Below are 23,774 nucleotides of genomic sequence, written 5' to 3'. Positions count from 1 at the left end.
CTGGCGCGGAGCCATGTTTTTGTTTGAGGAGCAGCCCGCATGCGATGCCCCTATTGTGGATCGCTGGACAGCCAGGTGAAGGACTCACGTCCGGCGGAAGATTCGTCCGCCATTCGCCGTCGTCGTATCTGCCCGGATTGCGGCGGACGCTTCACCACGTTCGAGCGTGTGCAGCTGCGCGAGCTGATGGTGATCAAGAAGACGGGCCGCAAGGTTCCCTTCGACCGTGAAAAGCTCGTGCGTTCCTTCGAGATCGCGTTGCGCAAGCGCCCGGTCGATCGCGACCGCATCGAGCGCGCCGTCTCCGGCATCGTCCGTCGTCTCGAAAGCTCCGGCGACACGGAAATCCCCTCCGAAGAAATCGGCCTCCAGGTCCTCGAAGCCCTGAAGTCGCTGGATGACGTGGGCTTCATCCGCTACGCCTCCGTCTATCGCGATTTCACCCATATCGAGGACTTCGCGCAGGTCCTCTCCGAGGTGAACGCCAAGATCTCGCGCGATCCCGGGGACCATTGACGTGACGTCCGCCTGCCATTCCGCCGATGAGGCTTTCATGGCGGAGGCGATCGCCCTGGGCGCCACACATCTGGGGCAGACCAGCACCAATCCCTCCGTCGGCTGCGTGATCGTGAAGGACGGCAATGTCGTCGGCCGCGGCGTCACCGCAAAGTCCGGCCGGCCGCATGCCGAACCGCAGGCGCTGGCCGAGGCCGGTGAACTGGCGCGCGGCGCGACCGCCTATGTCACGCTCGAACCCTGTTCCCATTTCGGCAAGACGCCACCTTGCGTCAACGCACTGATTGCCGCCGGCGTCGCGCGCGTCGTCGTTGCCATCACGGATCCCGATCCCCGCGTCAGCGGCAATGGTATTCGCATTCTGCGCGAGGCAGGCATCGTAGTAGAGACGGGCCTGATGGAAGAGGCTGCCCGGCGCGGCCTTGCCGCCTATCTCACCCGGCAGACCGAGGGCAGGGCGCATGTCACCCTGAAACTGGCCGTTTCGAAAGACGGCTTGCTTGGCCGTCGCGGCGAGGGGCAGGTACGCATCACGGGAGCGCAATCGCGCGAGGCCGTCCAGCATCTGCGCGCCGAAAGCGACGCCATCCTCGTCGGCATCGGCACGGTGCTGGCTGACGATCCGGAGTTGACCTGCCGGCTTCCCGGACTGGAGGGGCGTTCGCCGGTCCGGCTGGTGCTTGATCGCGACCTGCAATTGCCGCTGTCATCGAAACTGGTTCGGACTTCTGGCGAGGTTCCGGTGATCGCCGTTGCTTCCATCGGCGAGGCTGCGCGCGATGAGAACTGGTTCGCCCGCCGCGCCGCGCTTCAAAAGGCGGGAGTTGAAATCGTCGAAGCGGGCACGCTCATCGACCTGCTTCGCCTGCTCGCCGCCAAAGGCCTCAGCTCTCTGATGCTGGAAGGCGGCGCGCGTGTGGCGCAGGACTTCCTCTATGCCGGCCTGGTCGATCGCATCTGGCTGTTTGCGGGATCCGGAACGGTCGGAGGAGACGGCGTCGTCTCGCCGGTCACGCCGGATCATCGTCCGGGTGGCTTTGCGCTTGTTTCCAGCGAAACGATCGGCGAGGATCGATTGGAAATTTTCGAAAGGATGCAATGAGATGTTCACGGGTATCGTCACCGATGTCGGCAAGGTGGAAAAGATCACGCCGCTCGCCGAAGGCCTGCGGCTTCGCATGGCCACGGCCTATGACCCGAAAACCATCGATATTGGCGCCTCGATTTCGCATTCCGGTGTATGCCTCACGGTGGTGACGCTGCCCGACGCGGGCTCGAATGACCGCTGGTATGAGGTTGAAGCCTGGGAAGAGGCGCTTCGCCTGACAACGATCAGCAGCTGGCGCGAAGGTTCCCGTGTCAATCTGGAGCGCGCGCTGAAGATCGGTGACGAGCTTGGCGGACATATCGTGTCCGGCCATGTCGACGGGATGGCGGAGATCGTCGCGATCGAGCCGGAAGGTGATGCGACGCGGTTCCGGCTCCGCGTGCCGCAGGAATTCGCGCGCTTCGTTGCTCCGAAGGGCTCCGTCGCCCTCGACGGCACGTCGCTCACGGTCAACGCTGTGTCCGGTTGCGACTTCGATATCCTTCTGATCCGGCACACGCTGGAGGTCACGACATGGGGTGACCGGAAGGTCGGCGACAAGGTCAATTTCGAGATCGACACCATGGCGCGCTACGCCGCGCGGCTTGCCGAGTTCAGGTAAGGCGAGAAAAGCGAAATCCCCCCGCGACTGGAGGAGCGGAGGGATTTCACGTCCGGGTTCGGCGGCTGGGCCGAAGGCGGATCATTACATGGTGTAGAACACCAGGCTGCCATCGGCCGCTTTCGTCGCGCCGGTGATTTCCTTCACTTCGACATTCTGGGCCGTCAGCTTCTTGACCAGCATCGGGTTCGCGCTGATCGTGGCCTGGATGGCCTTCAGCTGGCTTTCGGACGACGTTTCCTTAATGAAGGCCGCCTCAGCCTTCGGCAGCGAGGACACGCCGACGACCAAGAAATCGGCGCCGTTTGAGGCGCGGATGGCTGCGTCAGTCGGGGAGGTAGCAGACATGCTCGACGTTGCCGCTTCGGCCTGCTTCGTCATCTTGGCGTTTGCAACTTCAGCCGAACCGACGGTGGTGATGAGGGCTGCAAAGGTCATTGCGCCAATAGCTGTAAGCGAATTTCTCATGGGATATCTCCATCCTCAAATCTCGGGACCTCTGCAAATCGGCAGAGGCTTTAGACTTCGCGCTACGCCTCCCCATGAGGCGCATGTTCGACGCTCCGTCTCCCTGAAAGGTGCTCAGCGGTCTCGTTCTGCTGCCTTCCATGACCCAGATGCTAAGGCTGGCGTAGTTTTATGGCAACTTAATTGATTGTAATAACTACATGATTTTGTTAAATTAAATTCATGATCGTCGCCAAACTTCCGCCATGATGTCGCCCGACGCGGCGCCCGTTATCCTCTATGGTCCTGATGTGAAGGCGTTAGCGCAGGCGGTGCTTCGGTCCATCCGGCGGCGCGGGGGCGGCGAAAATACCGAATTTGCTTGCCAAGAGAGGCGGGGCATGGTTTGACCTGCCTCAATTCACCAGATTTTCAAAGATTGGACAGTCCCATGACCGAGGACCTCACGCCTCATCTCCTCATTGTCGAGGCACGCTTCTACGACGATCTTTCCGACGCGCTGCTCGACGGCGCAACGTCGGCGCTGAAGGCAGCCGGCGCGACCTTCGATGTCGTCACGGTTCCCGGCGCGCTGGAAATCCCAGCTGCCATCGCCATGGCGCTCGACGGCGGCGACACCGGTGGCGTTGTCTATGATGGCTTCGTCGCACTCGGCATCGTCATTCGCGGCGAGACCTATCATTTCGATGTCGTATCGAACGAATCCTCGCGTGCGCTGATGGATCTGGCTGTCAGCGAGTCGCTGCCTCTCGGCAACGGCATCCTGACGGTGGAGAATGATGAACAGGCCTGGGCACGCGTTCGGAAGTCCGAACTCGACAAGGGCGGCTTTGCAGCGCGCGCGGCACTGACGATGATCGCGCTGAAGGAAAAATTCGGCGGTTGACCATGACGAATGACAGTTCTGCAAAAACCGTAAAGCCGGCAAACCAGCGCGGCGCCGCCCGTCTCGCCGCCGTTCAGGCACTCTATCAGATGGATGTCGGCGGCTCCGGCGTGCTCGAGGTCGTCTCCGAATACGAGACCTATCGTCTCGGCCAGGAGATCGATGGCGACCAGTATCTCAAGGCTGATGCCTCCTGGTTCCGCTCGATCGTATCGGGCGTCGTGCGCGATCAGCTGAAGCTCGATCCGATGATCACCAGGGCGTTGCAGGAAGGCTGGACGCTCTCCCGCCTCGACAGCACGGTGCGCGCCATTCTTCGCTCCGGCACGTTCGAATTGATCGAGCGCAAGGACGTTCCCATTGCGGTTATTGTCAATGAGTATGTCGAGATCGCGCAGGCGTTTTTCGAAGAAGAAGAGCCGCGCCTCGTCAACGCCGTCCTCGATCGGATCGCAAAGCAGGTCAGGCCAAGCTGACAGGACAATTTCGGCAAGGGTGCATCGCGCATTTGCGTCCGGACTTGCCTGAAACCAGGGACCGCTGATGCCGGGTGAGGGGACTGCATGGACGCTGCCGTGACCAATCTGGGTGAGGCGCTGAAGAGCGCCAAGCGAAATGTAGCGATCCTTGCAACGGCTCAGGCGATCCAGGGGGCAGTCGCCCCCATCTCTATCTCTCTGGCGGCGCTGGCTGGCTATCAACTGCTGGCGGCCGACAAGGCGCTGGCGACAGCGCCGGCCACCGGCTTCAATGTCGGGACGGCCCTTGGGGCCGCCCTCATTGCGCTTGTGACGCGCTATGCGGGACGCAAGCAGGCTTTCATTCTCGGAGCGCTGGTTGCTTCCGCCGGCGCGCTTCTCGCCGCAACGGCTCTGATCAAGAGCAATTTCTGGCTTTTTGCCGCGGCCTTGCTGCTGCTCGGTACCTCGTCCGGCTTTGTCCAGAAGTTCCGCTTTGCCGCCGCCGATGCGTCGCCGTCGTTCTACAAGCCCAAGGCGATTTCCTGGATCCTTGTGGGCGGCGTCGTCTCTGCCGTGATCGGCCCGCAGATCGTGATCTGGCTGCGCGATAGCCTGCCCGGCATACCCTTTGCCGGTGCCTTCCTCGCAATCATCCCTCTGGCACTGGCGAGCATCGCGGTTCTCAGCATGCTCAGGCTTCCCGAGGTCGGCGCGAAACATGCCGACAGCAAACCGGCGCGACCGCTCACCGAGATCATCGGGACCCAGCGTTTCATCACCGGGATGCTCTGCGGGATCGGTTCCTATGCACTGATGACCTTCATGATGACGGGCGCGCCGCTCGCCATGGTCGTCGGCTGCGGCTATTCGCCCGAAGTCTCGACGCTCGGCATCCAGTGGCATGTGCTGGCCATGTTCGGGCCGAGCTTCTTCACCGGCCAGCTCATCACGCGCTTCGGTGTCGAGAAGGTGGTGGCCACTGGCCTCGTCGTGCTGATGGGCTGCGCAGTCGTTGCGGTGCTCGGCACGGCGATCTGGAACTTCTGGGGAGCGCTGATCCTCCTGGGGATCGGCTGGAACTTCGGCTTCATCGGCTCCACCGCCATCGTCGCTTCCAGCTACCGGCCGGAAGAGGCCGACAAGGTTCAGGGCTTCCACGACATCTTCCTCTTTACCGTCGTCGCGCTTGCCTCGTTGTCCTCCGGCAAGGTCTTCAACAGCCAGGGCTGGAACGTCATGGCGTACACGATCTGGCCGGTCTGCCTGATCTGCCTCGTCGCGCTTTTCATGCTGGTGCGGAAGTCTCCTCCGCACAAGCCGGGCAAGGTGCCGCCTGCGCCACCTTCCATCTATCAAGACTAGGGGTTGATCGACCTCAAGGCGCATTTTCTCTGGGCTGCAAAATTAAGCGCGCGCTCATTCGGGCGGGCCTTGACGTGCTCTCCCACTCCACGCACTCTCCCCTTGCAACAATGCGAGGGCGCGACGTTGGGAGGCGGAGCGCTGAAGGAGGAACTTGCGAATGACGATACTATTCGGCGTGATTGCATGTGGTTTGTTGTCTGTGGTCTATGCGATATGGGCCACGCAGTCTGTTTTGGCTGCCGACCAGGGTAATGAAAGAATGCGGGAAATCGCGGGTTATATCCGCGAGGGAGCGCAAGCCTATCTCACACGGCAGTACAAGACGATCGCCATAGTCGGCGTCATCGTGTTCATTGCGGCATGGTTGCTTCTGTCCGGAACGGCCGCCATCGGTTTCCTGATCGGCGCAGTGCTTTCGGGGGCAGCCGGTTTCATCGGCATGCACGTTTCGGTGCGCGCCAACGTGCGCACCGCGCAGGCCTCGTCCAAAAGTCTTGCCGGCGGCCTGGACATCGCCTTCAAGTCGGGCGCCATCACCGGCATGCTGGTGGCCGGCCTCGCGCTTCTCGGCGTCTCGGTCTACTACTATATCCTGACCGGCCCGCTGCACCACGAACCGGGCTCGCGTGAAGTCATCGATGCGCTGGTATCGCTGGGCTTCGGCGCCTCGCTCATCTCCATCTTCGCCCGTCTGGGCGGCGGCATCTTCACCAAGGGCGCGGATGTCGGCGGCGACCTCGTCGGCAAGGTCGAGGCCGGCATTCCGGAAGACGATCCGCGCAACCCGGCCACCATCGCCGACAACGTGGGCGACAATGTCGGCGACTGCGCCGGCATGGCGGCCGACCTTTTCGAGACCTATGCCGTCTCGGTTGTCGCAACCATGGTGCTGGCCGCGATCTTCTTTGCCGGAAGCCAGGTGCTGTCGAGCACGATGATCTATCCGCTTGCCATCTGCGGCGGCTCGATCATCACCTCGATCATCGGCACCTTCTTCGTGAAGCTCGGTTCCAACAATTCGATCATGGGCGCACTGTATAGAGGCCTGATCGTCACCGGCCTTCTCTCGATCGTCAGCCTGGGAGCCGCCACGTCGCTCACCATCGGCTGGGGCGAGGTGGGCACCGTGAACGGCCTTGTCGTCACCGGCAAAAACCTCTTCATCTCCGGTCTCGTCGGCCTCGTGGTGACGGCGCTCATCGTCGTGATCACCGAGTATTACACGGGCACCAACAAGCGGCCGGTCAACTCGATCTCGCAGGCCTCGGTGACCGGTCATGGCACCAACGTGATCCAGGGCCTTGCCGTCTCGCTGGAATCGACAGCGCTTCCGGCGATCGTCATCGTCGGCGGCATCATCTCGACCTACCAGCTTGCCGGCCTCTTCGGCACCGGCATTGCCGTCACGGCCATGCTCGGCCTTGCCGGCATGATCGTCGCGCTCGACGCCTTCGGCCCGGTCACCGACAACGCCGGCGGCATCGCCGAAATGTCGGAACTGCCGCCGGAAGTCAGAAAGGTGACGGACGCGCTCGACGCGGTCGGCAACACCACCAAGGCCGTCACCAAGGGCTATGCCATCGGTTCGGCCGGTCTTGGCGCTCTCGTCCTTTTCGCCGCCTATTCGAACGACCTGCAATATTTCGCGAGCCATTCGGACAAATATCCGTATTTCGCCAATATGGGCCCGATCTCGTTCGACCTGTCCAACCCCTACGTCGTCGCCGGCCTGATCTTCGGCGGTCTCATCCCCTACCTCTTCGGCGGTATCGCGATGACGGCGGTGGGTCGCGCTGCGGGCTCGATCGTCGAGGAGGTCCGTCGTCAGTTCAAGGCAAAGCCCGGCATCATGGCGGGTACTGAAAAGCCCGACTACGGACGTGCGGTCGACATCCTGACCAAGGCGGCGATCCGTGAAATGATCGTCCCGTCGCTGCTACCGGTGCTGGCGCCGCTCGTCGTCTATTTCGGCGTGCTGCTGATCTCCGGCTCGAAGGCCTCGGCTTTCGCGGCGCTCGGCGCATCGCTTCTCGGCGTGATCGTCAACGGCCTCTTCGTCGCCATCTCGATGACCTCGGGCGGTGGCGCCTGGGACAACGCCAAGAAGTCCTTTGAAGACGGCTTCGTCGACAAGGACGGCGTCCGCCATATGAAGGGTTCCGATGCCCACAAGGCCTCCGTCACCGGCGACACCGTGGGCGACCCCTACAAGGACACGGCCGGTCCCGCCGTCAACCCGGCGATCAAGATCACCAATATCGTGGCACTTCTGCTGCTGGCGGTGCTTGCCTGATATCCGACCTGAAATGAACAAGGCCCGCGATGGAAACATCGCGGGCCTTGTTGTTTTTGCATTCTCGTTTCGGGCGATGTGCGCCCGAAAGGGATCAATACTTCGGCGCGCCGCCCAGCAGGCCTCTTGCTGCCTGGGCACCGGAAGCGGCACCACCGGACAGGATGCGCTGCAGGAAGGTGAGTTCCGTACCGCCGGTCGGCGTCGTGCGCGAGATCATGTCGAACACCTTGCCGTCCTGCATCTGGTAGTTCGAGAGCTTCTCGACCGTGCCGTTCTTGTTGAAATAGACGGCCAGAACGCTCTGCGAAACCAGCGAAGGCTTCATGAACTCGAACTTGCGCTCACGCTTCTGCGAAATGTAGTAGAAGACTTCGCGGTCGAAGGTGGCGGTTGACGACGGGGTGCCGAGCGACAGAAGAACCTGCTCGCGGCTCGACCCGACGGGAACCAGCTTCAGCGTCTGCTCGTCCGCGATGAAGCCATTGTTGATGACTTCCCGCGATGTGCCCATGCAGCCTGATGTTACGATCGTCGAGGCAGCGAGGGCTACAAGCAGTGACGACCGCGCGATTGAGAGTTTTGACACGATAGCCAAAGTAATTCCTTTCCCGTGAGCGCGGGGCAAATACGCATTGCAATTCGTGCCTGCTTGGGTAAACCAGCTTTCACGATGATGCAACATCGGTCCGAGGCGGCAGCGCGCTTTCGAGCGTGGACAAATAATCAATACCGGGCTTTTTCATGATATTCGGGCTGTTCAGGAAAAAAAATAGCAACCAGGCCATCGTGACCCGGCAGTATGAGCATCTGACGCAGGCTGCGCGGCGTCCGCTGTTCTATTCGGACATGGGTGTTCCCGACACCGTTCTCGGTCGCTTCGAGATGCTGACGGTTGTCCTGATTCTCTATTTCCGCCGCACGGCGCAATCGGCGCGCAGCGGCCAGGAGATCGCCCAGGAGATCATCGACTACTTCTTCGAGGATATCGATCACTCGATCCGGGAGCTGGGCGTTGGCGACGTCGGGGTTCCGAAGCGCGTGAAGAAGTTTGCCCGCATGTATTATGGCCGGCTCGAATCCTATGCCTCCGCGCTCGACGGCGGCGATGTGGAAGCATTGAAGGCGGCGCTTCGGCGCAACATCCGGCCCGACGAGCCGGAAGCGCCTGACATGGCGGCGCTGGCAACCTACATGATCGAGGCGGAAGCAGCCCTCAAGGGCGTTACAGAAGATCAGATTGCGACGGGCGCGGCTCTCTTGCTTGAGCCGCAGCCGATGGAAAGGACATGAAGATGCAGCCGGTAAAAGAGAAAGGCGACGCACCGTTTTCCTACAAGGTCAAGGTTGGCCACATCTCGGCGAACCCGGTAACGGTGAAGCTCTCGGCGGATGCTCAGGAGCTCGAAGGCCTAGCAAAGCTCTGGCGCGTCGAGGCGGTCAGGCGGCTGGACAGCGAGCTGCAGATCGCGCGCTGGAAGAAGGACGGTGTTCGCATCCGTGGCCATGTCAGCGCAGAGATTGTTCAGTCCTGCGTCGTGACCCTCGATCCGGTCGAAACCGCGATCTCTGAAGAGATTGATCGCATCTATGTGCCGGAAGGTTCCCGGCTGGCGCGCCTGGTTCTCGACGACCGCGGCGAGATGGTGCTCGACCCTGAAGGCGAGGACATTCCCGAGCAGTTCAGCGGCGATACGATCGATGCGGGCGACGCGGTCTGCGAGGCGGTCGCGCTTGCGATCGATCCCTATCCCCGCAAACCGGGCGTCGCATTTTCCGATCATGTCGAGTCCACCGAGGCCGACGACAGCAAACCGTCGCCCTTTGCCGTCCTGAAGGACTGGAAGAAAACGGAGTGATCGTCTGGCGGCCGCGGAAAATTGCCTTGTTTGTGTGCGCCTTGAGCCTTGCCGGCAGGCAAATCCGTTTGAAACTCCGCAATTGCAGTTGTGCGCGGATTGAAAACGGGTATTTTGACCCCAATTTCGCAAGCGCAGGAATGCGCATGCGAACAGCAGGACAGGGTAACGCGTGGTAACAATCTCACTTGATGCGATGGGTGGCGACTTCGGTCCCAGCGTGGCGATTCCCGGAGCAGCGCGCGCGCTAGAGCGGCATCCCGATATGCGCTTCGCCATCTATGGGATCGAAGCCGAATGCCTTCCGATCCTCAACAAGTATCCGGCATTGAAGGCGAAATCCGAATTTCATCCGGTTGAAGTCGCCATCAGCATGGAAGAAAAGCCGAGCCAGGCGCTGCGCCGCGGCCGCTACAAGTCCTCCATGTGGAAGGCCATTGAAGCGGTGAAGCTCAAGGAAGCCGATGTGGCCGTCTCCGCCGGCAACACCGGCGCCCTGATGGCCATGGCGCTTTTCTGCCTGCGCACCATGGCCAATATCGAGCGTCCGGCGCTCGCCGGCATCTGGCCGACGATGAAGGGCGAAAGCGTCGTGCTGGACGTCGGTGCGACGATCGGTGCCGATGCCCAGCAGCTCGTCGATTTTGCCCTCATGGGCGGCGCCATGGCGCGTGCGCTCTTCGAACTGAAGCGCCCCTCCGTCGGCCTGCTGAATGTCGGCGTTGAAGAGGTCAAGGGCCAGGAAGAAGTCAAGGAAGCGGGCCGAATCCTGCGCGAATCCGATTTCGAATCCATCCGCTATGCCGGCTTCGTCGAGGGCGACGATCTCGGCAAGGGCACGGTGGACGTGGTCGTCAGCGAAGGCTTTACCGGCAACATCGCTCTGAAGGCAGCGGAAGGCACGGCACGTCAGCTCGCCACCTATCTGCGCATGGCCATGTCGCGCACGCTGATGGCCAAGATTGGCTATCTGTTTGCCAAGAGCGCATTCGACATGCTTCGCGACAAGATGGACCCGCGCAAGGTCAACGGGGCCGTGTTTCTCGGCCTCAACGGCATCGTCATCAAGAGCCATGGCGGCACTGACGCCGAAGGCTTCGCGGCGGCGGTGGAGGTGGGCTATGACATGGCCCGCAACAAACTGAACGAGAAGATCGAACACGATCTGAAGAATTTTCATTCCAGGCGTCTGCCCGTCAAGGTCGACGCGGATGACGACGGGGTTTGACATTTATGATCCGTTCCGCGGTGAGAGGCTTTGGAGCCTCGCTGCCTGCTCGCGTGGTGACCAACCGCGAGCTCGAAGGCCAGGTTGAAACCTCTGACGAGTGGATCGTCCAGCGGACGGGCATCCGTCAGCGCTATATTGCGGGCGAGGGGGAAACGACCGCATCCCTCGGGACTGCCGCTGCAAAGGCCGCGCTCGACCGGGCTGGCATGACAGCGGACGACATCGATCTCATCATTCTGGCGACCTCGACGCCGAACAATACCTTTCCTGCAACTGCTGTCGAAATCCAGCACCGCCTTGGCATGACCCATGGCGCGGCCTTCGACATGCAGGCCGTCTGTACCGGCTTCGTCTATGCCATGGCCACGGCCGACGCCTATCTGCGCGTTGGCCTCGCCAAGCGCGCGATCGTGATCGGTGCCGAGACCTTCTCGCGCCTTCTCGACTGGGAAGACCGCACGACATGCGTCCTTTTCGGCGATGGCGCCGGTGCGGTCGTTCTGGAGGCTGTGGAAGGCAAGGGCGACACATCCGACCGCGGCGTGCTGACGGCTCATCTTCGTTCCGATGGCGCCCATAAGGACAAGCTCTTTGTCGATGGTGGCCCCTCCACCACCGGCACCGTCGGTCATCTGCGCATGCAGGGCAGGGAAGTGTTCAAGCACGCTGTCGGCAATATCACCGACGTCATTGTCGCCGCCTTCGAGGCAACCGGGCTTTCGATAGAGCAGCTCGATTGGCTGGTTCCCCACCAGGCGAACATCCGCATCATCGAAGGTTCGGCCAAGAAGCTGGGCATTCCGATGGAGAAGGTGGTCGTCACCGTCGATCAGCATGGCAACACGTCTGCCGCCTCGATCCCGCTCGCGCTTGCGCAGGCGGCAGGTGATGGCCGAATCAAGGAAGGCGATCTCGTCCTTCTCGAAGCCATGGGTGGCGGATTTACCTGGGGATCGGTGCTCCTGCGCTGGTAGGACATTGGCCGCCTGAAATCTAATTTTCTTTGCTTTTCAACGCTTGACCGTTAACGGCAACGGAAATAGTCTCCTTTGGCTTGAGCAGCGTTCGCAGGTGTGAGGAGCATTGGCCTGCGGATCGTCGCTTTGAAGCATATGAGCGAGGCACCCGTTCCGTGGAGCCCGTATCAACAACAAGCTGTGATATGAGCGGGGAAAATGACAGGTAAAACCGTGACACGCGCCGATCTCGCCGAATCGGTCTTCCGCAAAGTGGGTCTTTCGCGCGCTGAGTCCGCCGAACTTGTCGAAACCATCATCGACGAAATCTGTAACGCCATCGTTCGCGGCGAAAGTGTGAAGCTATCGTCTTTCGCGACCTTCCAGGTTCGCGACAAGAACGAGCGCATCGGACGCAACCCGAAGACGGGTGAGGAAGTGCCGATTTCGCCGCGCCGGGTCATGACCTTCAAGGCGTCGAATGTGCTCAAGCAGCGCATTCTGAAGTCGCACCAGCAGCGTAAGGCCAAGCAGAAGCCTGCAGCGCCCGCATCCTGATCGGAACTGGCAGCAGGACGACCGTTCCTCGCCGTAAGCTTGGCCTGCAGGAAATCAGACGATGGAAAAGAGCCCCGACGCATTCCGGACGATCAGCGAGGTCGCAGACGATCTCGACCTTCCGCAGCATGTCCTGAGGTTCTGGGAAACCCGCTTTCCGCAGATCAAGCCGATGAAGCGCGGCGGTGGCCGGCGCTACTATCGCCCGGAAGACGTCGATCTTCTCAAGGGCATCCGGCATCTCCTTTATGATCATGGCTATACGATCAAGGGCGTCCAGAAGCTCCTGAAGTCGAACGGCAACAAGTTCGTCATCGCCATCGGCAATGGTGACATGGATGCCGTGGAGGCCCTGTCTCAGGCCGCCGCTGCCGAACAGGCGGCTGCCAAGGTTCAACCGCCGTCGCTTGAGGAAGACCAGATCGTCGGCAAGGCCAAGGCTCCGTCCACGCGTCGCTTCTTCGGCTTTGGCGCCTCGAATCAGGAGCCTGAAATGGGCTCTGCAGGGGTCGGCAAGGAAGACCGTGCGCTCCTCCAGGAGGCGCTCTATGACCTCCTGGAATGCAAGCGCCTGCTCGATCAGGTTCGCTGACGCCGAGGCGCCTGTCGTTACACCCATGCAATCCGTCGATTTATTCCGCAGGCCTCTTGCGCTTGCCATGCGACGCGGTTATGGAGTGCGTGCTTTCCATGAAGGCAGGTCGGAGCGTAGCGCAGCCCGGTAGCGCACTTGACTGGGGGTCAAGGGGTCGTGGGTTCGAATCCCGCCGCTCCGACCATTATTTCCCCCGATTTTCCAATGATTTCCGCGTAGGTCCTGGAGTGCATGACGTAACGTTATGCGCATCAGCTTTCCGCGCGGTTGCCGTCAGGCCTTGGAAGGCGCCTGCTGCCGCTGATAGTTCATCTCCAGCGCCCGGCAGCCCCAGATGATCCCGAGTATCATGTAGAAGTGCCGCCAGTGATCGGTGTCGATCACGTTGCCGATCCCGACATGGCCGACCAGAACGATCCAGGCGATCATCAGGTAGGGCTGCCAGGGGCGATTGCGCAGCAGGATGCGGAAGCCGGCAACGACCGTCCACACGATCAGCGTGATGTAGCTGACAAAGCCAAGCCAGCCGTAGGTGGTCAGCATTTTCAGCCAGATATTGTGTTCGTCCTCGGGGAAGATCGTGCTGAAAACCAGCGGGCCGATGCCGAGCGGCTTTTCCATCGCCATCATGAAACCCAGCCGATGCCGCTCGAAGCGGCCGAGATGGCCGCCGTCATAGGACTGGACAAGCTGGGTGCGGGCGGAGAAGAGGTCTGCCACCTGTTGAAACTGCAGCGCGATCACGATGGCCGCGACCATGAGTGCGACGCCCGCGAGGGCGAGCAGCAGAATCTTCAGGCGAAACGCTGAGGTCCGCTCCTTCAGAAGCATGATCATGACCAGCATTGCCGCCGCAAAGACATAGAGGCCCCAGGCTGCGCGCGAAAAGGCGAGCAGCAGGCCGAGCGTGATGATCAGCAGCGAGATCGCCCGCAATGGCAGGTGATAGGTCTTTCCGGTCAGGATGCCATGGATGAGATAGAGGGCAGGGGCGACGAGATAGGGGCCGAAGACGTTGGGGTCCTTGAAGGCGCCCATGGCCCGATCATAGCGGGTGAAGACTTCGGAGCCGGGAAAGGCGTGGAAATAGCCAAGGATGCCGAGCAGGGAGGTAATGACGGCCGCTGCCGTCCAGGCCTTGAACATCAGCTCCATGCGCTCGTAGCGATCTTCGAAGATCGCAGCATAGAAGATCGCCGTGAGCGCCAGGAACGCGCTGACGCCGAAATAGACGAAGCCGCCGGCGACATCGTTCATCTGCGTCAGCGAAAGCAGGCAGCCCGTCTCGACGGCGATCAGAAGCATGGCAAGCGGACCGGTGCCGCGCGTCAGCTTCAGGCCCAGGACGAACCATAGCCCCAGAAGCAGGGCGATGACCGCGTCGGTCGGTGCCGGTTCGCGGATGACGAACCCGGTCAGGAAGACGCCAAGCACCAGCAGCGCCGATCCCAGGAACCGGAACGTGGCAAGTCGCGGGCGGAAGGTCCCGCCACCCATGGCGTCAAGCGTGGTCAATAGGCGTTGTCCGTCTTGAGGAGCCGGATCGGCGTCATGATGAGGATCTTCAGGTCGAGCCAGAGCGACCAGTTTTCGATGTAGTAGAGATCGGCGGCAATACGGCCACGGATCTTCTCGTCGGTGTCGATCTCGCCGCGCCAGCCATTGATCTGCGCCCAGCCGGTCACGCCCGGCTTGACGCGATGGCGTGCGAAATAGGTGTCCACGACTTCGGCATAGACCCGGTCCTGCGTCTGGGCGGCGACAGCATGCGGGCGCGGCCCGACCAGCGACAGGCGGCCCTGCAGGACGTTGAAGAACTGCGGCAGTTCGTCGATGGAGGTCTTGCGGATGAAGCGGCCGACGGGCGTCACGCGCGGGTCGTTCTTGGTCACGGCCTGCTTTGCCGTCGGGTCGCTCATCTCGGTATACATCGAGCGGAACTTGTAGATTTCCACGACCTCGTTGTTGAAGCCATGGCGCTTCTGCTTGAAGATGATCGGGCCCCTGGAGGTGAATTTCACGGCCAAGGCCGCGCCCAGCATGATCGGCCAGAGCAGGGTGATGGCAAGGAGCGAGAAGACGATGTCGAAGACGCGCTTGGCAACCGAATCCCAGTCCGCGATCGGCTTGTCGAACACGTCGAGCATCGACACCTTGCCGATCCGCGAATAGGCGCGGGGACGGAAGCGCAGCTTGCTCGAATGGGCGGCAATGCGGATATCCACCGGCAGCACCCAGAGCTTCCGCAACAGGTCGAGGATGCGCAGTTCGGCGGAAAGCGGGAGTGCGATGATCAGGATGTCGATGCGCGCCGTGCGGGCAAACTCGACCAGCTCATCGAATGTCCCGAGCTTCGGATAGCCCGCGACCATGTCGGGAGAGCGGCGGTCGTCGCGGTCGTCGAATATGCCGCAGATCCGGATGTCGTTGTCGCTGATGCTTTCCATCTCGCGGATCAGATCGCGCGCAGGCGCACCGCCGCCGACGATGACCGCACGGCGCTCCATGAACCCGTTGCGCGTCCAGCGGCGGATTGCGTAGGCGACAAATGTTCGCTCGAGGGACAGCAGGCCTGCGCTCACCACAAAGCCAATGGCGGCGCTGGAAAAGAGCGCCGAGGCGCTGCCGCCACGATAGAGGACGACGAGGCAGAAGATGAAGGAGGCCGCGGCGAGACCACCCGCAACGCGCGGCGCGCCACGGCGCGGCGAGCGGAGAACCGGGAACAGGTAGCCGTCGAGCACCTGTGTCAGGAACGTCGCGAAAATGCCGGCGAGAGCGGCAATGAAGGTGACGGCCGGAATGCTCAGGACATGTGCTTCCGGGGCGGCAAGATAGAAGCCGAGGCAGGTGGCGGCGACCAGCACGGCTTCGCCGATACGGATGAGGCCGGCAACGATTGCAGGCTTCTTGCTATCGAGCGCAAACTGCGAGGCGATGCGAGCCGCATAGGGGTTCAGCGGCTTTGCGGGCGCAACCGACTTCACCTCGGTGTTCGCCGTTGCGTCCGAAATCTGCTTGCGGATCTTGTCGATGTCGAATTGATCGTGACGTTCGATCTGATTCATGGTGGCCGTCCATCTCTGAAGCTAGAAGATGCATAGCAGGCACCCTTGAAAGGATTGATTAAGTCCACCTGCAACCGGACAATTCTAAGAGATATGGTCAACAGACCCTTAAGGCCGGTTGCGGATTTCGACGTGAAGCGACTGATAGAGTTCGAGCATCCGCTGGCCCATGGCGTGGCTGGAAAATGTCTTCTCGAACGCGTCCATGTCCGGGCGTGTCATTTCGTGCCAGGTCGGATCGGTGGCGGCGCGCGCCATGACCTGTCCCATCGCCTGCCAGTCGCCGGCAGGCGTCAGTGCCGGATTGTTCTGTCCAAGCGCCTCCGGAATGCCGCCGACGCGTGCGGCGATGATCGGCTTTCCGGCCGCGACCGCTTCCAGGACGATATAGGGCATGGCCTCGGCGCGCGACGGCACGACCAGCGTCCGGGCCAGCCGAAACGCTTCACGCTGCTTCATCGCGGGCAGCATGGTGATGCGCTGGCCAAGGCCCAGTTGCACCATCATCTCCTGATATTTTTCCTGATCTGGGCCGTCACCGATCATTACGGCCGACATGGGACGGCCGACGATGCGCTCAGCTTCCGCAAAGGCCCGGATGAAGAGGTCGCCCCCCTTCAGGTCGCGCATCATCCCGATATACTGGAAATCCCGCGGTTCCTCGACGAGACCGGGCGAAATGAATTCGGTGCTGTCGATGCCGTTGTAGTTGACGAAGGCCTTTTTCGTCAGTCTGCCGATCTTCTCGATATAGGCGTCACGTTCGAACGCGCAGACGAAGACGGTCGCATCGCCCATCCGCTCGAGGATGCGCTCCAGCATGAAGACGGTCGATCCGGGAACGCCCGGACGAAAATGCAGGCTGCCGCCATGCGGGGAATAGAGGCGGGCTACGCAATACCTGTTGACCCGCAGCAGTGAGCCGATGACACGGGCAATTGCGCCACCCTTGGCGCCATGTCCGTGCAGAACATCCGGCTGCAAACTCTTGATTTGTTGATAGCTCTTCATGAAGGCGCCGAAGTCGGACGGACTGATGGCGCGATTGATGGGAATACGGGTGAGACCGAGTGCCAGATAGGGGCGGATCTGGTCGAACAGCTTGTCCTCGAAAGCACCACCGGTGGTGCTGTCGCAGACAATGCCGACCTCGTGGCCCGCCTTGCTGTGCTCGATGGCAAGATCGCGAACATGCCTGAATATCCCGCCGACGGGCGAGCGGAAACAATGGATGATGCGCATTTTGCCAGGTTCGGCCATAGCGGTCAGAACAGACGTTCGCGTACGTAGATCGTATCGCCTGCCAGGATCGCGTCGGTGATGGCGACACGTCCGGTCAGGACGCGCCCGTTGAGCTTGCGCGTAATGTCGGCACCGGACTGCAGCGCGCGCGGCGTGAAGCCACCGGCTGCGGCCACCGCATTCTGCACGGTCATGCCGGGGGCATAGGAATATTGTCCCGGCTGGCCGACTTCGCCCATGACATAGATGGGTCTATAGCGATCGACCTCGACCGTCACGTCCGGATCGCGCAGATAGCCCTTGCGCAATTGCGCAGCAATGGCCACCTCAAGCTCCTGCATCGTCTTGCCGCGCGCAACGACCGAACCGATCAGCGGGAAGGCGATGTAGCCGGACTGGTCGACACTGTATGTATTGGTGAGGCTCGGCTGATCAAAGACGGTGATGCGCAGACGGTCACCGGAATCGAGCCGGTAGGGCGCCATGAGCGACTGGCTGAATTCGCCGGAGGCGGGCGCAGTTGTATTGCACGCAGCCAGAGGCGCAGTCAGCGCGAGTGAGACAAATATAAACTTGCGTCTGCTGAGGTCGAGAGGCATCCCGCGGATAGCTCCGATAAAATTGAGGTTGAGGATGTTATCGATCGATTAGGGTTAATACCGGGTAAACCGGAGGCGGTGCCCGAGGCTTTTTTCGCGCAATCTGGCGCTGTCTGTCTGGCTCGCCTATGCTGCGGAAAATCAAAGAATTAACGAAAGAGTTACCATACGCGTTTACGCTTCGGCACAATTATGACGTCTATGGAGTGCGATATGTCGGGCGCAAAGCCGGGTCAGGATGTGGACATTGATCTCGGTCAGTTGTTCCGGGCTCTTTGGGAGCGGCGGCTTAAGCTTGTCGCGGTGACCGCTGGTGTCGCCGTGCTGGCTTTCGTCGGCACGCGCATGGTGGCTCCGGAATACAAGGGTGAGGCGCAGGTTCTGATCGAACTCCGCACCCCCGATTTCTCCGAGCGCACCCAGCCTGCCAACAGCAATGCCGATCCGATCCTCGACGATCTTGGCATTTCCAGCCAGGTGCAGGTCCTGCAGTCGACCGATCTGATCAAGCAGGTGGCCCGCGATCTCAAGCTTTCCGAGCGGCAGGAATTCGATCCTGCTGCCAACACATCGTTCTTCAAGCGGCTGCTGATTTCCTTTGGCGTCGTCAAGAACCCGCTCGATGTGGCTCCGGAAGAGCGTGTGCTGAAGACCTTCCGCGAGAAGCTGCAGGTCTATCAGGTCGAGAAGTCGCGCGTCATCGGCCTCAACTTCACCTCTGAAGATCCCAAGCTCGCCGCCGCCATCCCGAACAAGATGGCGCAGGTCTATCTCGCCATGCAGAGTGGCGCGAAGCTCGACACCGATTCGGAAGCGGCTCGCTGGCTGGAGCCTGAAATTGCATCGCTGCGCGAAAAGGTCCGCGAAGCTGAGAAGAAGGTGTCGGATTACCGCGCCACGACCGACCTGCAGCGCACAGGGCAGGACCAGACCTTCGCCGGTCAGCAGCTGACCAATGTCTCTGCGGAGCTGACACGCGTTCAGGCCGAACTGGGCAATGCCAATGCGCGAGCCGAATCGGTCCGCCAGGCGCTGAAGTCGGGTGGCCCGGTCGATACGATCGCAGATGTCATTGCATCGCCGACGATCCAGCAGCTGAAGGCGCAGGAAGCGCAGATCCAGAACCAGATTGCCGATCTGTCCATGTCTCTTCTCGACGGTCATCCGCGTCTGAAGGGGCTGCGGGCCCAGCTTGCCGGTATCCGCGAGCAGATCAATGTCGAGACCCGGAAGATCCTGAAGAGCCTTGAGAACGAGGCCGAGGTTGCCAAGCTTCGTCAGGCCCAGCTGGTCGCCCAGCTCAACAAGGCCAAGACGGCGTCCGCCAAGGCCGATGACCAGCAGGTTGGTCTCAATGCCCTGGAGCGTGAGGCCGCGGCCCAGCGTGACCTGCTGCAGACCTATCTCGCCCGTTATCGTGAAGCATCGTCCCGTGCAGGCAAGAATGCAGCGCCCGCCGATGCCCGCGTCATTTCAACCGCGGTCGTCCCGAACGAAGTCTATTTCCCGAAGGTCGGACCGATCGTGATGGTCGCCGCACTGGCCGCCTTCCTTCTCAGCGCCGTCTTCATCATGCTCGCCGAACTGTTCAGCGGCCGTGCCTGGAAGACCGTGACGCCGGAGACCGCACGCGTTGCCGCACCGGTGGCCGTTGCGGCGTCGCCGGAACGGATGCGTCCTTCCAGACTGCTCCGCGCCGTTCGCACGCGCCGGGAGAGCACACGGACACCTGCTGCAGCGGTTGGACCGGCGGTAGCGATCTCGTCGGTTCCCGAGGGCATGTCGAATGCGGATCCTGTCGTCGAGGCAGAGGAGGAGCATGAACAGGCGGATGTGGCCGCTCCTGCGAGCTTGCCCGCTGAAGACGCTTCGACAAACCAGGCTGTTCAGGCACCGGCTGCCGAAAAGGAAGTCGCCGCCGCTGAGCCTGAGGCCGAAGTCATTCCGCCCTTCACGACCCGCGTCATGGCGCGCCTCGATCGTACGCCAGAGCCTTCTGCCGCAGAAGAGCAGGCTGAAGAGGTCCATGAGGAACCCGCGGCTGCTACGTCCTCGGTCGATGCCCCCGCCGACGGCACGCTGGATGGCGGCGACGTGGTGGCCGTATCTCCGCTGGATGATGAGCAGGACGGCAACGACTTCTCCGTGGCGTCGGTCGCCCGATATCTGGCTGCGTCCGACAAGCGGATCGTCGCCTGCATATCTCCGACCGGTGACGATGGCTCGACCGCCTCGGTGGAACTCGTGCGCCGCATCTCCGGACTGGGATTCCGCGCCATCATCATCGACATGACCGGTTCGGCGCTTCCTTCACGCCTGATGGGCGACAGCACGAACCTGCAGGGCATTACCGACATTCTGGCGGGCAAGTCTTCGATCGCCAGCTGCATTCACGGCGACAAGTATTCGGAAGCCCACTTCATTCCGCACGGCACGGCAGATCCGGCACGCGCCATGCGCGGCGCTGATCGCCTGACGATGATCGTCGGCGCGCTGAGCGAAGCCTATGAGAAGGTGCTGATCGAATGTGGGCCTATCGACGGCCGCAGTGCCGAGCGGCTGACGCGCAACGACAATGCGGAAATCGTGCTGTCGATGCCGGGTGCCAGCGAAGAGAAGATCGCCCGCATCCTGGCCTCCTTCGAGGCAACAGGCCGCGATGAGGTCATTCTCATGAGCAACAGCCCGCTGCCTCCCGCCGGAAATGGCGACAGCCAGGTGGCCTGACGTCAGGTATCCGTTTCAGTCGTCCTGATCAGGGGCGGGCGAGCCTTGCTTGTCCGCCCTGAGCCGTTGGATGAGCGCGTAGAGAGGTCGGTTGCGCTTGATGGCGGCCTTCAGGCGCGTCGCCGCCGAAATGGCGGAAGCACCGATCCTGCCGCGCAGGCTGACCGGGATCATCACATCGTAATGCTGTGTTTCGACAGGGCACCAGCTCTTCTTGTAGAGCTGATAACCGATGCCGAAGTCGAACAGGGCGACGCGGTTGGCGCAGGCCTCTTCGATGATGAGATAGTATAGAAACTCGCCCGGGCTCGCGCCGGGCACGATATCGTCTTCTACGGATCCGAACTGGCAGATGACGTGATCGCCCTTGCGGGACAGGCCGGCAATGGCGACGATGGTGCGGTCATCATCCTTCATCCTCAGTGCATGAAGGCTGAGTGCCGTATTCGGGGCCTCCTGCGACGAATGGGCCGCATCCCTGAAGAAGGCCTGGACATTGTCTTCCCGAAACGGGTTCGGCAGGTGCATGGCCTGCAGCCGCTGCGCCTTCTGCCTGAAGAACGCCGTCAGGAGCGCGTCCTTCTCTTCCGGCGTCTCCGCGGTCACATGATCATAGCCGCCGGCCGCCTCGAACTGGCGGATCGACTTTCGATAGAGCTTGCGCTTCCGCTTGGCGTGGATCTGCTCCAGCGTCTCGTCCATCGTCGGGCGAAGGGGCAGCTGATAGGCCTTGTTCTGGTTCTCGATCCCACCGGGATAGAGCCACGGGACAGGAACGCCGCGCCATGTCTGCGGCATGTTGGTGAGCTGGATGAGATCCGCGCGGCCCGCCATCTGCTGACGGATGGAGGAAAAGATCGCCTTGAGGTCAGCCTTGCTGAGCCCTAGCGCAAAACTCTCGTTGAAGAGGCCCGTATTGAGGTTGGAATGGCGCGCGCCAATGAAGCGCGCAATTCTGCCGAGATCTGTCGAGACGATTTCAAGCGGCAGGATGAAGACGGTGCGACCCCGCATGCGCCCGACGACGATGGCGAGCTCCGGGCTCATGTTGGCCGCCCACGCCTTGCACCAGGTCAGCGACTGGTGCAGCGAGACATGCCGACCCGCCTCGAGCATGCGCCACTCCTGCTCGACCGGTTCGAAACTGTGATAGACGCAGATATCCGGCGCTGGGCGCGCCTGTGATGCCGCGGCTTCCATCGGAATGGCGTTCATGCGCGTCAGGACATCCTTGTTCGCGGGGCTGACCATCAGGTCCGCAGGGGCGGTTCGCACGCTTCTTCTCCCGGCACTTTTTGACCGTTTGCCCGATCATGCCGGCAAGGCGCCAAGGATTGGTTTATTTTGAAACGTCGCAGTGCGGAATTTGCGCTTGCGGTTAGCGCCTGCTTAACGCCGCTTGTCGTCGACGGGGCGTTCCATCCATTTGATGATGGCCATGGCGGGCGGCACCCAGAGGAGGCCCCCAACGGCAAAGAAGATGAGATGCGACCACCAGGGCGCATCCGCAAAGCGCGCCGAGGCAACCGAAAGCACGATCAGCACGTAAATGCCAATGAAGACGATCAGCCCAACCATGCCGATCAGTTTTCTCAAGCGAAGGGGCATAAGGTTACTCGTCTCCCGCGATGCTCCGGCATGTTGGCTCCGCGCCGGAGAAATCCGGCACCGAGCGGTCATGCGACCCTTTGGCGCTTGTAATGCACCGGCTTTGAGGGCAAATCAACAGTGGTTTCATAAAGGTGATGATCCATGGCGCATGTCACGGCAATACGACAGGAAACGGCGAAGACGGCGGGTGACGAACGGCGGCCCTTGCGCATCTGGCTTGGCCTCGTCGTCCTGGCGCTTTTTGCGCTCGTCATGGTCGGCGGCGCGACGCGGCTCACGCAATCCGGCCTCTCGATCACCGAATGGAAGCCGATCCATGGCGTCATGCCGCCGCTCAATGCGCAGGAATGGCAGGAGGAATTCGACCTCTACAAGCGCATCCCACAATACCAGCAGATGAACTCCGACATGACGCTGGAAGGCTTCAAGAGCATCTTCTGGTGGGAGTGGGCGCATCGCCTGTTGGCACGGAGCATCGGCATCCTGTTCTTCCTGCCGTTCCTGTATTTCCTCGTGAAGGGCAGGATCGAGCGGCGTCTGACGCTGCCGCTCTTCGGCATCTTTGTTCTCGGCGGGCTGCAAGGCGCAATCGGCTGGTGGATGGTGGCCTCGGGCCTGACCCAGCTGACAAGCGTCAGCCACTACCGGCTTGCCGTCCATCTCGTCATGGCCTGTCTGATCTTCTCGGCGACGATCTGGATCATGAGCGGCCTCACGCCGCATTCCTCGGATGCGGCGCCAAGGCGAGGGGCCGTGTTTGCCGGCGTCATCGCCTTCCTCGCTCTCTTCCAGATCTATCTCGGCGCGCTCGTCGCCGGCCTTCATGCTGGCCTTGCCTACAACACCTGGCCGCTGATGGACGGCGCCATCATCCCGGGTGATCTCTTCATCCAGAAGCCGTGGTGGATCAATCTCTTCGAAAACCCGAAGACGGTGCAGTTCGTGCACCGCTGCGGCGCCTATCTGCTGTTTGCGGCTGTAGTCGCGCAGGCCATCTGGCTTTTCCGCAACGCCCGCGGATCCACCCACTGCCGGCGCGGCATCGTTCTCCTGGCGCTGGTGACGATCCAGGCCGGTCTCGGCATTGCGGCCTTGCTGACGCAGGTGGACCTGCACGCCGCGCTGACCCATCAGGCCGGCGCACTCGTCGTGCTCGGCTTTGCCATCGCCCACTGGCGCGGTTTCATCGGCGAGTATCCGCGCGAAACACGGGCGGCGGTCTGATACGTCAGTCGCGTGACGGTTGTATCGGGCTGTGTTAACATACCCCCATGAGCCTGATCCGCAACGAACGCACCAAGCTTCTCGCCAACGCGCTTGATCGCGCGTCGACGGCCTGTGCTGCTGCCGGGTTTATTGCACCGGCGGTTGCGGCATCCGTCGGCAGCGGAACTATTCATATTTCGGTCGCGGCAGCATTCGCGACGATTGCTTGGCTTTTCGCGGCAGTCGCATTACATTTTGCAGGGAGACATGTTCTCGGGAGACTGCAACCATGACTGACGCAATGGTCTTTTATTTCTACATCCTGCCGCTGCTGATCGCGGGTCTGGGGTGGGCTATCGTTCTCCTGAACGATTGGAGCGACCGGCGACACCGCAACATGCACCCGGGCGAGTGAACTCCCGGA

Annotated in this window: 25 protein-coding genes and 1 tRNA gene; 18 read left to right on the top strand and 8 right to left on the bottom strand. The window is 61.7% G+C overall.

Annotation, left to right across the window (positions count from 1 at the left end; all coding sequences use genetic code 11):
• Nucleotides 1-39 precede the first annotated feature (39 nt).
• From nrdR to LQK84_RS01585, 3 genes are read left to right on the top strand one after another with little or no spacing between them, the layout of a single operon-like run.
• Nucleotides 40-516, top strand: coding sequence for a transcriptional regulator NrdR (gene nrdR / locus LQK84_RS01595; protein ID WP_230826847.1), 477 nt, complete (start codon nt 40-42; stop codon nt 514-516).
• Between the two features lies 1 nt (nt 517).
• Complete coding sequence (gene ribD / locus LQK84_RS01590; protein WP_330166390.1) at nt 518-1,618, top strand: bifunctional diaminohydroxyphosphoribosylaminopyrimidine deaminase/5-amino-6-(5-phosphoribosylamino)uracil reductase RibD; 1,101 nt, start codon at nt 518-520, stop codon at nt 1,616-1,618.
• A gap of 1 nt (nt 1,619) precedes the next feature.
• A complete protein-coding gene (locus tag LQK84_RS01585; protein ID WP_230826845.1) occupies nt 1,620-2,225 on the top strand; it encodes a riboflavin synthase in 606 nt (201 codons plus the stop codon).
• Between the two features lie 84 nt (nt 2,226-2,309).
• Here LQK84_RS01585 and LQK84_RS01580 read toward each other — a convergent pair whose 3' ends face one another.
• The gene (locus tag LQK84_RS01580; RefSeq protein WP_230826844.1) at nt 2,310-2,693 is read right to left on the bottom strand and encodes a hypothetical protein; all 384 of its coding nucleotides are present in this window, start codon (nt 2,691-2,693) and stop codon (nt 2,310-2,312) included.
• A gap of 430 nt (nt 2,694-3,123) precedes the next feature.
• Between LQK84_RS01580 and ribH the strand changes: the two genes are divergently transcribed.
• The 4 genes from ribH to LQK84_RS01560 all read left to right on the top strand — a co-directional run bounded on the left by ribH (nt 3,124) and on the right by LQK84_RS01560 (nt 7,698).
• On the top strand, nt 3,124-3,579 hold the full coding sequence (ribH, locus tag LQK84_RS01575) for a 6,7-dimethyl-8-ribityllumazine synthase (RefSeq protein ID WP_230826843.1): 456 nt from the start codon (nt 3,124-3,126) through the stop codon (nt 3,577-3,579).
• A gap of 2 nt (nt 3,580-3,581) precedes the next feature.
• Nucleotides 3,582-4,055: a transcription antitermination factor NusB gene (gene nusB, locus LQK84_RS01570; protein ID WP_230826842.1), complete on the top strand. Its 474-nt coding sequence runs from the start codon at nt 3,582-3,584 to the stop codon at nt 4,053-4,055.
• 87 nt (nt 4,056-4,142) lie between these two features.
• Nucleotides 4,143-5,402 carry an MFS transporter gene (locus LQK84_RS01565; protein ID WP_230826841.1) on the top strand — a complete coding sequence of 420 codons (1,260 nt, stop codon included), beginning with the start codon at nt 4,143-4,145 and terminating at the stop codon, nt 5,400-5,402.
• Nucleotides 5,403-5,562: 160 nt separating this feature from the next.
• Nucleotides 5,563-7,698: a sodium-translocating pyrophosphatase gene (locus LQK84_RS01560; RefSeq protein WP_230826840.1), complete on the top strand. Its 2,136-nt coding sequence runs from the start codon at nt 5,563-5,565 to the stop codon at nt 7,696-7,698.
• Nucleotides 7,699-7,792: 94 nt separating this feature from the next.
• Here the strand turns inward: LQK84_RS01560 and LQK84_RS01555 are convergent, their stop codons facing one another.
• The gene (locus LQK84_RS01555; protein WP_230826839.1) at nt 7,793-8,296 is read right to left on the bottom strand and encodes an outer membrane protein assembly factor BamE; all 504 of its coding nucleotides are present in this window, start codon (nt 8,294-8,296) and stop codon (nt 7,793-7,795) included.
• 146 nt (nt 8,297-8,442) lie between these two features.
• Between LQK84_RS01555 and LQK84_RS01550 the strand changes: the two genes are divergently transcribed.
• From LQK84_RS01550 to LQK84_RS01520, 7 genes are all read left to right on the top strand, one after another.
• A complete protein-coding gene (locus LQK84_RS01550; RefSeq protein WP_230826838.1) occupies nt 8,443-8,991 on the top strand; it encodes a ubiquinol-cytochrome C chaperone family protein in 549 nt (182 codons plus the stop codon).
• A 2-nt stretch (nt 8,992-8,993) separates the two neighbouring features.
• Nucleotides 8,994-9,557: a YceD family protein gene (locus LQK84_RS01545; RefSeq protein WP_230827270.1), complete on the top strand. Its 564-nt coding sequence runs from the start codon at nt 8,994-8,996 to the stop codon at nt 9,555-9,557.
• A gap of 172 nt (nt 9,558-9,729) precedes the next feature.
• Nucleotides 9,730-10,785 (top strand): phosphate acyltransferase PlsX, encoded by a 1,056-nt coding sequence (gene plsX, locus LQK84_RS01540; protein WP_230826837.1) that lies wholly within the window; start codon nt 9,730-9,732, stop codon nt 10,783-10,785.
• A 5-nt stretch (nt 10,786-10,790) separates the two neighbouring features.
• Complete coding sequence (locus tag LQK84_RS01535) at nt 10,791-11,762, top strand: beta-ketoacyl-ACP synthase III (protein WP_230826836.1); 972 nt, start codon at nt 10,791-10,793, stop codon at nt 11,760-11,762.
• A gap of 201 nt (nt 11,763-11,963) precedes the next feature.
• Entirely contained in the window at nt 11,964-12,302 is a 339-nt protein-coding gene (locus LQK84_RS01530) for an integration host factor subunit alpha (protein ID WP_109857889.1), read from the top strand.
• A 61-nt stretch (nt 12,303-12,363) separates the two neighbouring features.
• Entirely contained in the window at nt 12,364-12,894 is a 531-nt protein-coding gene (locus LQK84_RS01525; RefSeq protein WP_230826835.1) for a MerR family transcriptional regulator, read from the top strand.
• Between the two features lie 110 nt (nt 12,895-13,004).
• Nucleotides 13,005-13,081, top strand: a tRNA-Pro gene (locus LQK84_RS01520).
• Nucleotides 13,082-13,170: 89 nt separating this feature from the next.
• Here LQK84_RS01520 and LQK84_RS01515 read toward each other — a convergent pair.
• The 4 genes from LQK84_RS01515 to LQK84_RS01500 all read right to left on the bottom strand — a co-directional run bounded on the left by LQK84_RS01515 (nt 13,171) and on the right by LQK84_RS01500 (nt 17,806).
• The gene (locus tag LQK84_RS01515) at nt 13,171-14,412 is read right to left on the bottom strand and encodes an O-antigen ligase family protein (RefSeq protein WP_442966856.1); all 1,242 of its coding nucleotides are present in this window, start codon (nt 14,410-14,412) and stop codon (nt 13,171-13,173) included.
• Nucleotides 14,409-15,965 (bottom strand): undecaprenyl-phosphate glucose phosphotransferase, encoded by a 1,557-nt coding sequence (locus tag LQK84_RS01510; RefSeq protein ID WP_230826834.1) that lies wholly within the window; start codon nt 15,963-15,965, stop codon nt 14,409-14,411. Before LQK84_RS01510 ends, LQK84_RS01515 begins: the two co-directional genes overlap by 4 nt.
• 108 nt (nt 15,966-16,073) lie before the next feature.
• Nucleotides 16,074-17,225 carry a glycosyltransferase family 4 protein gene (locus LQK84_RS01505; RefSeq protein WP_230826833.1) on the bottom strand — a complete coding sequence of 384 codons (1,152 nt, stop codon included), beginning with the start codon at nt 17,223-17,225 and terminating at the stop codon, nt 16,074-16,076.
• 5 nt (nt 17,226-17,230) lie between these two features.
• A complete protein-coding gene (locus LQK84_RS01500; protein WP_230826832.1) occupies nt 17,231-17,806 on the bottom strand; it encodes a polysaccharide biosynthesis/export family protein in 576 nt (191 codons plus the stop codon).
• A 213-nt stretch (nt 17,807-18,019) separates the two neighbouring features.
• Between LQK84_RS01500 and LQK84_RS01495 the strand changes: the two genes are divergently transcribed.
• Nucleotides 18,020-20,533, top strand: a complete 2,514-nt coding sequence (locus tag LQK84_RS01495) for an exopolysaccharide transport family protein (RefSeq protein ID WP_230826831.1) — start codon at nt 18,020-18,022, stop codon at nt 20,531-20,533.
• 15 nt (nt 20,534-20,548) lie between these two features.
• Here LQK84_RS01495 and LQK84_RS25190 read toward each other — a convergent pair whose 3' ends face one another.
• Both LQK84_RS25190 and LQK84_RS01485 read right to left on the bottom strand, forming a co-directional pair.
• Nucleotides 20,549-21,808 carry a GNAT family N-acetyltransferase gene (locus tag LQK84_RS25190; protein ID WP_230826830.1) on the bottom strand — a complete coding sequence of 420 codons (1,260 nt, stop codon included), beginning with the start codon at nt 21,806-21,808 and terminating at the stop codon, nt 20,549-20,551.
• Between the two features lie 114 nt (nt 21,809-21,922).
• Nucleotides 21,923-22,141 carry a DUF2842 domain-containing protein gene (locus LQK84_RS01485; protein WP_230826829.1) on the bottom strand — a complete coding sequence of 73 codons (219 nt, stop codon included), beginning with the start codon at nt 22,139-22,141 and terminating at the stop codon, nt 21,923-21,925.
• A 144-nt stretch (nt 22,142-22,285) separates the two neighbouring features.
• Here LQK84_RS01485 and LQK84_RS01480 point away from each other — a divergent pair, with 144 nt between their 5' ends.
• Genes LQK84_RS01480 through LQK84_RS25045 form a run of 3 tightly spaced genes read left to right on the top strand, consistent with a single transcriptional unit; the run spans nt 22,286 to nt 23,765 of the window.
• Complete coding sequence (locus LQK84_RS01480; protein ID WP_230826828.1) at nt 22,286-23,368, top strand: COX15/CtaA family protein; 1,083 nt, start codon at nt 22,286-22,288, stop codon at nt 23,366-23,368.
• A gap of 47 nt (nt 23,369-23,415) precedes the next feature.
• Complete coding sequence (locus LQK84_RS01475; protein WP_230826827.1) at nt 23,416-23,643, top strand: hypothetical protein; 228 nt, start codon at nt 23,416-23,418, stop codon at nt 23,641-23,643.
• Nucleotides 23,640-23,765, top strand: coding sequence for a hypothetical protein (locus LQK84_RS25045; protein ID WP_269071713.1), 126 nt, complete (start codon nt 23,640-23,642; stop codon nt 23,763-23,765). Before LQK84_RS01475 ends, LQK84_RS25045 begins: the two co-directional genes overlap by 4 nt.
• Nucleotides 23,766-23,774: the final 9 nt, after the last annotated feature.

It is taken from the genome of Rhizobium sp. C4 (assembly GCF_021026315.1).
GTDB lineage: Bacteria > Pseudomonadota > Alphaproteobacteria > Rhizobiales > Rhizobiaceae > Ensifer_A.
Note: the sequence above shows the minus strand (reverse complement) of the source record. Positions and strands in the feature narration are given on the sequence as shown.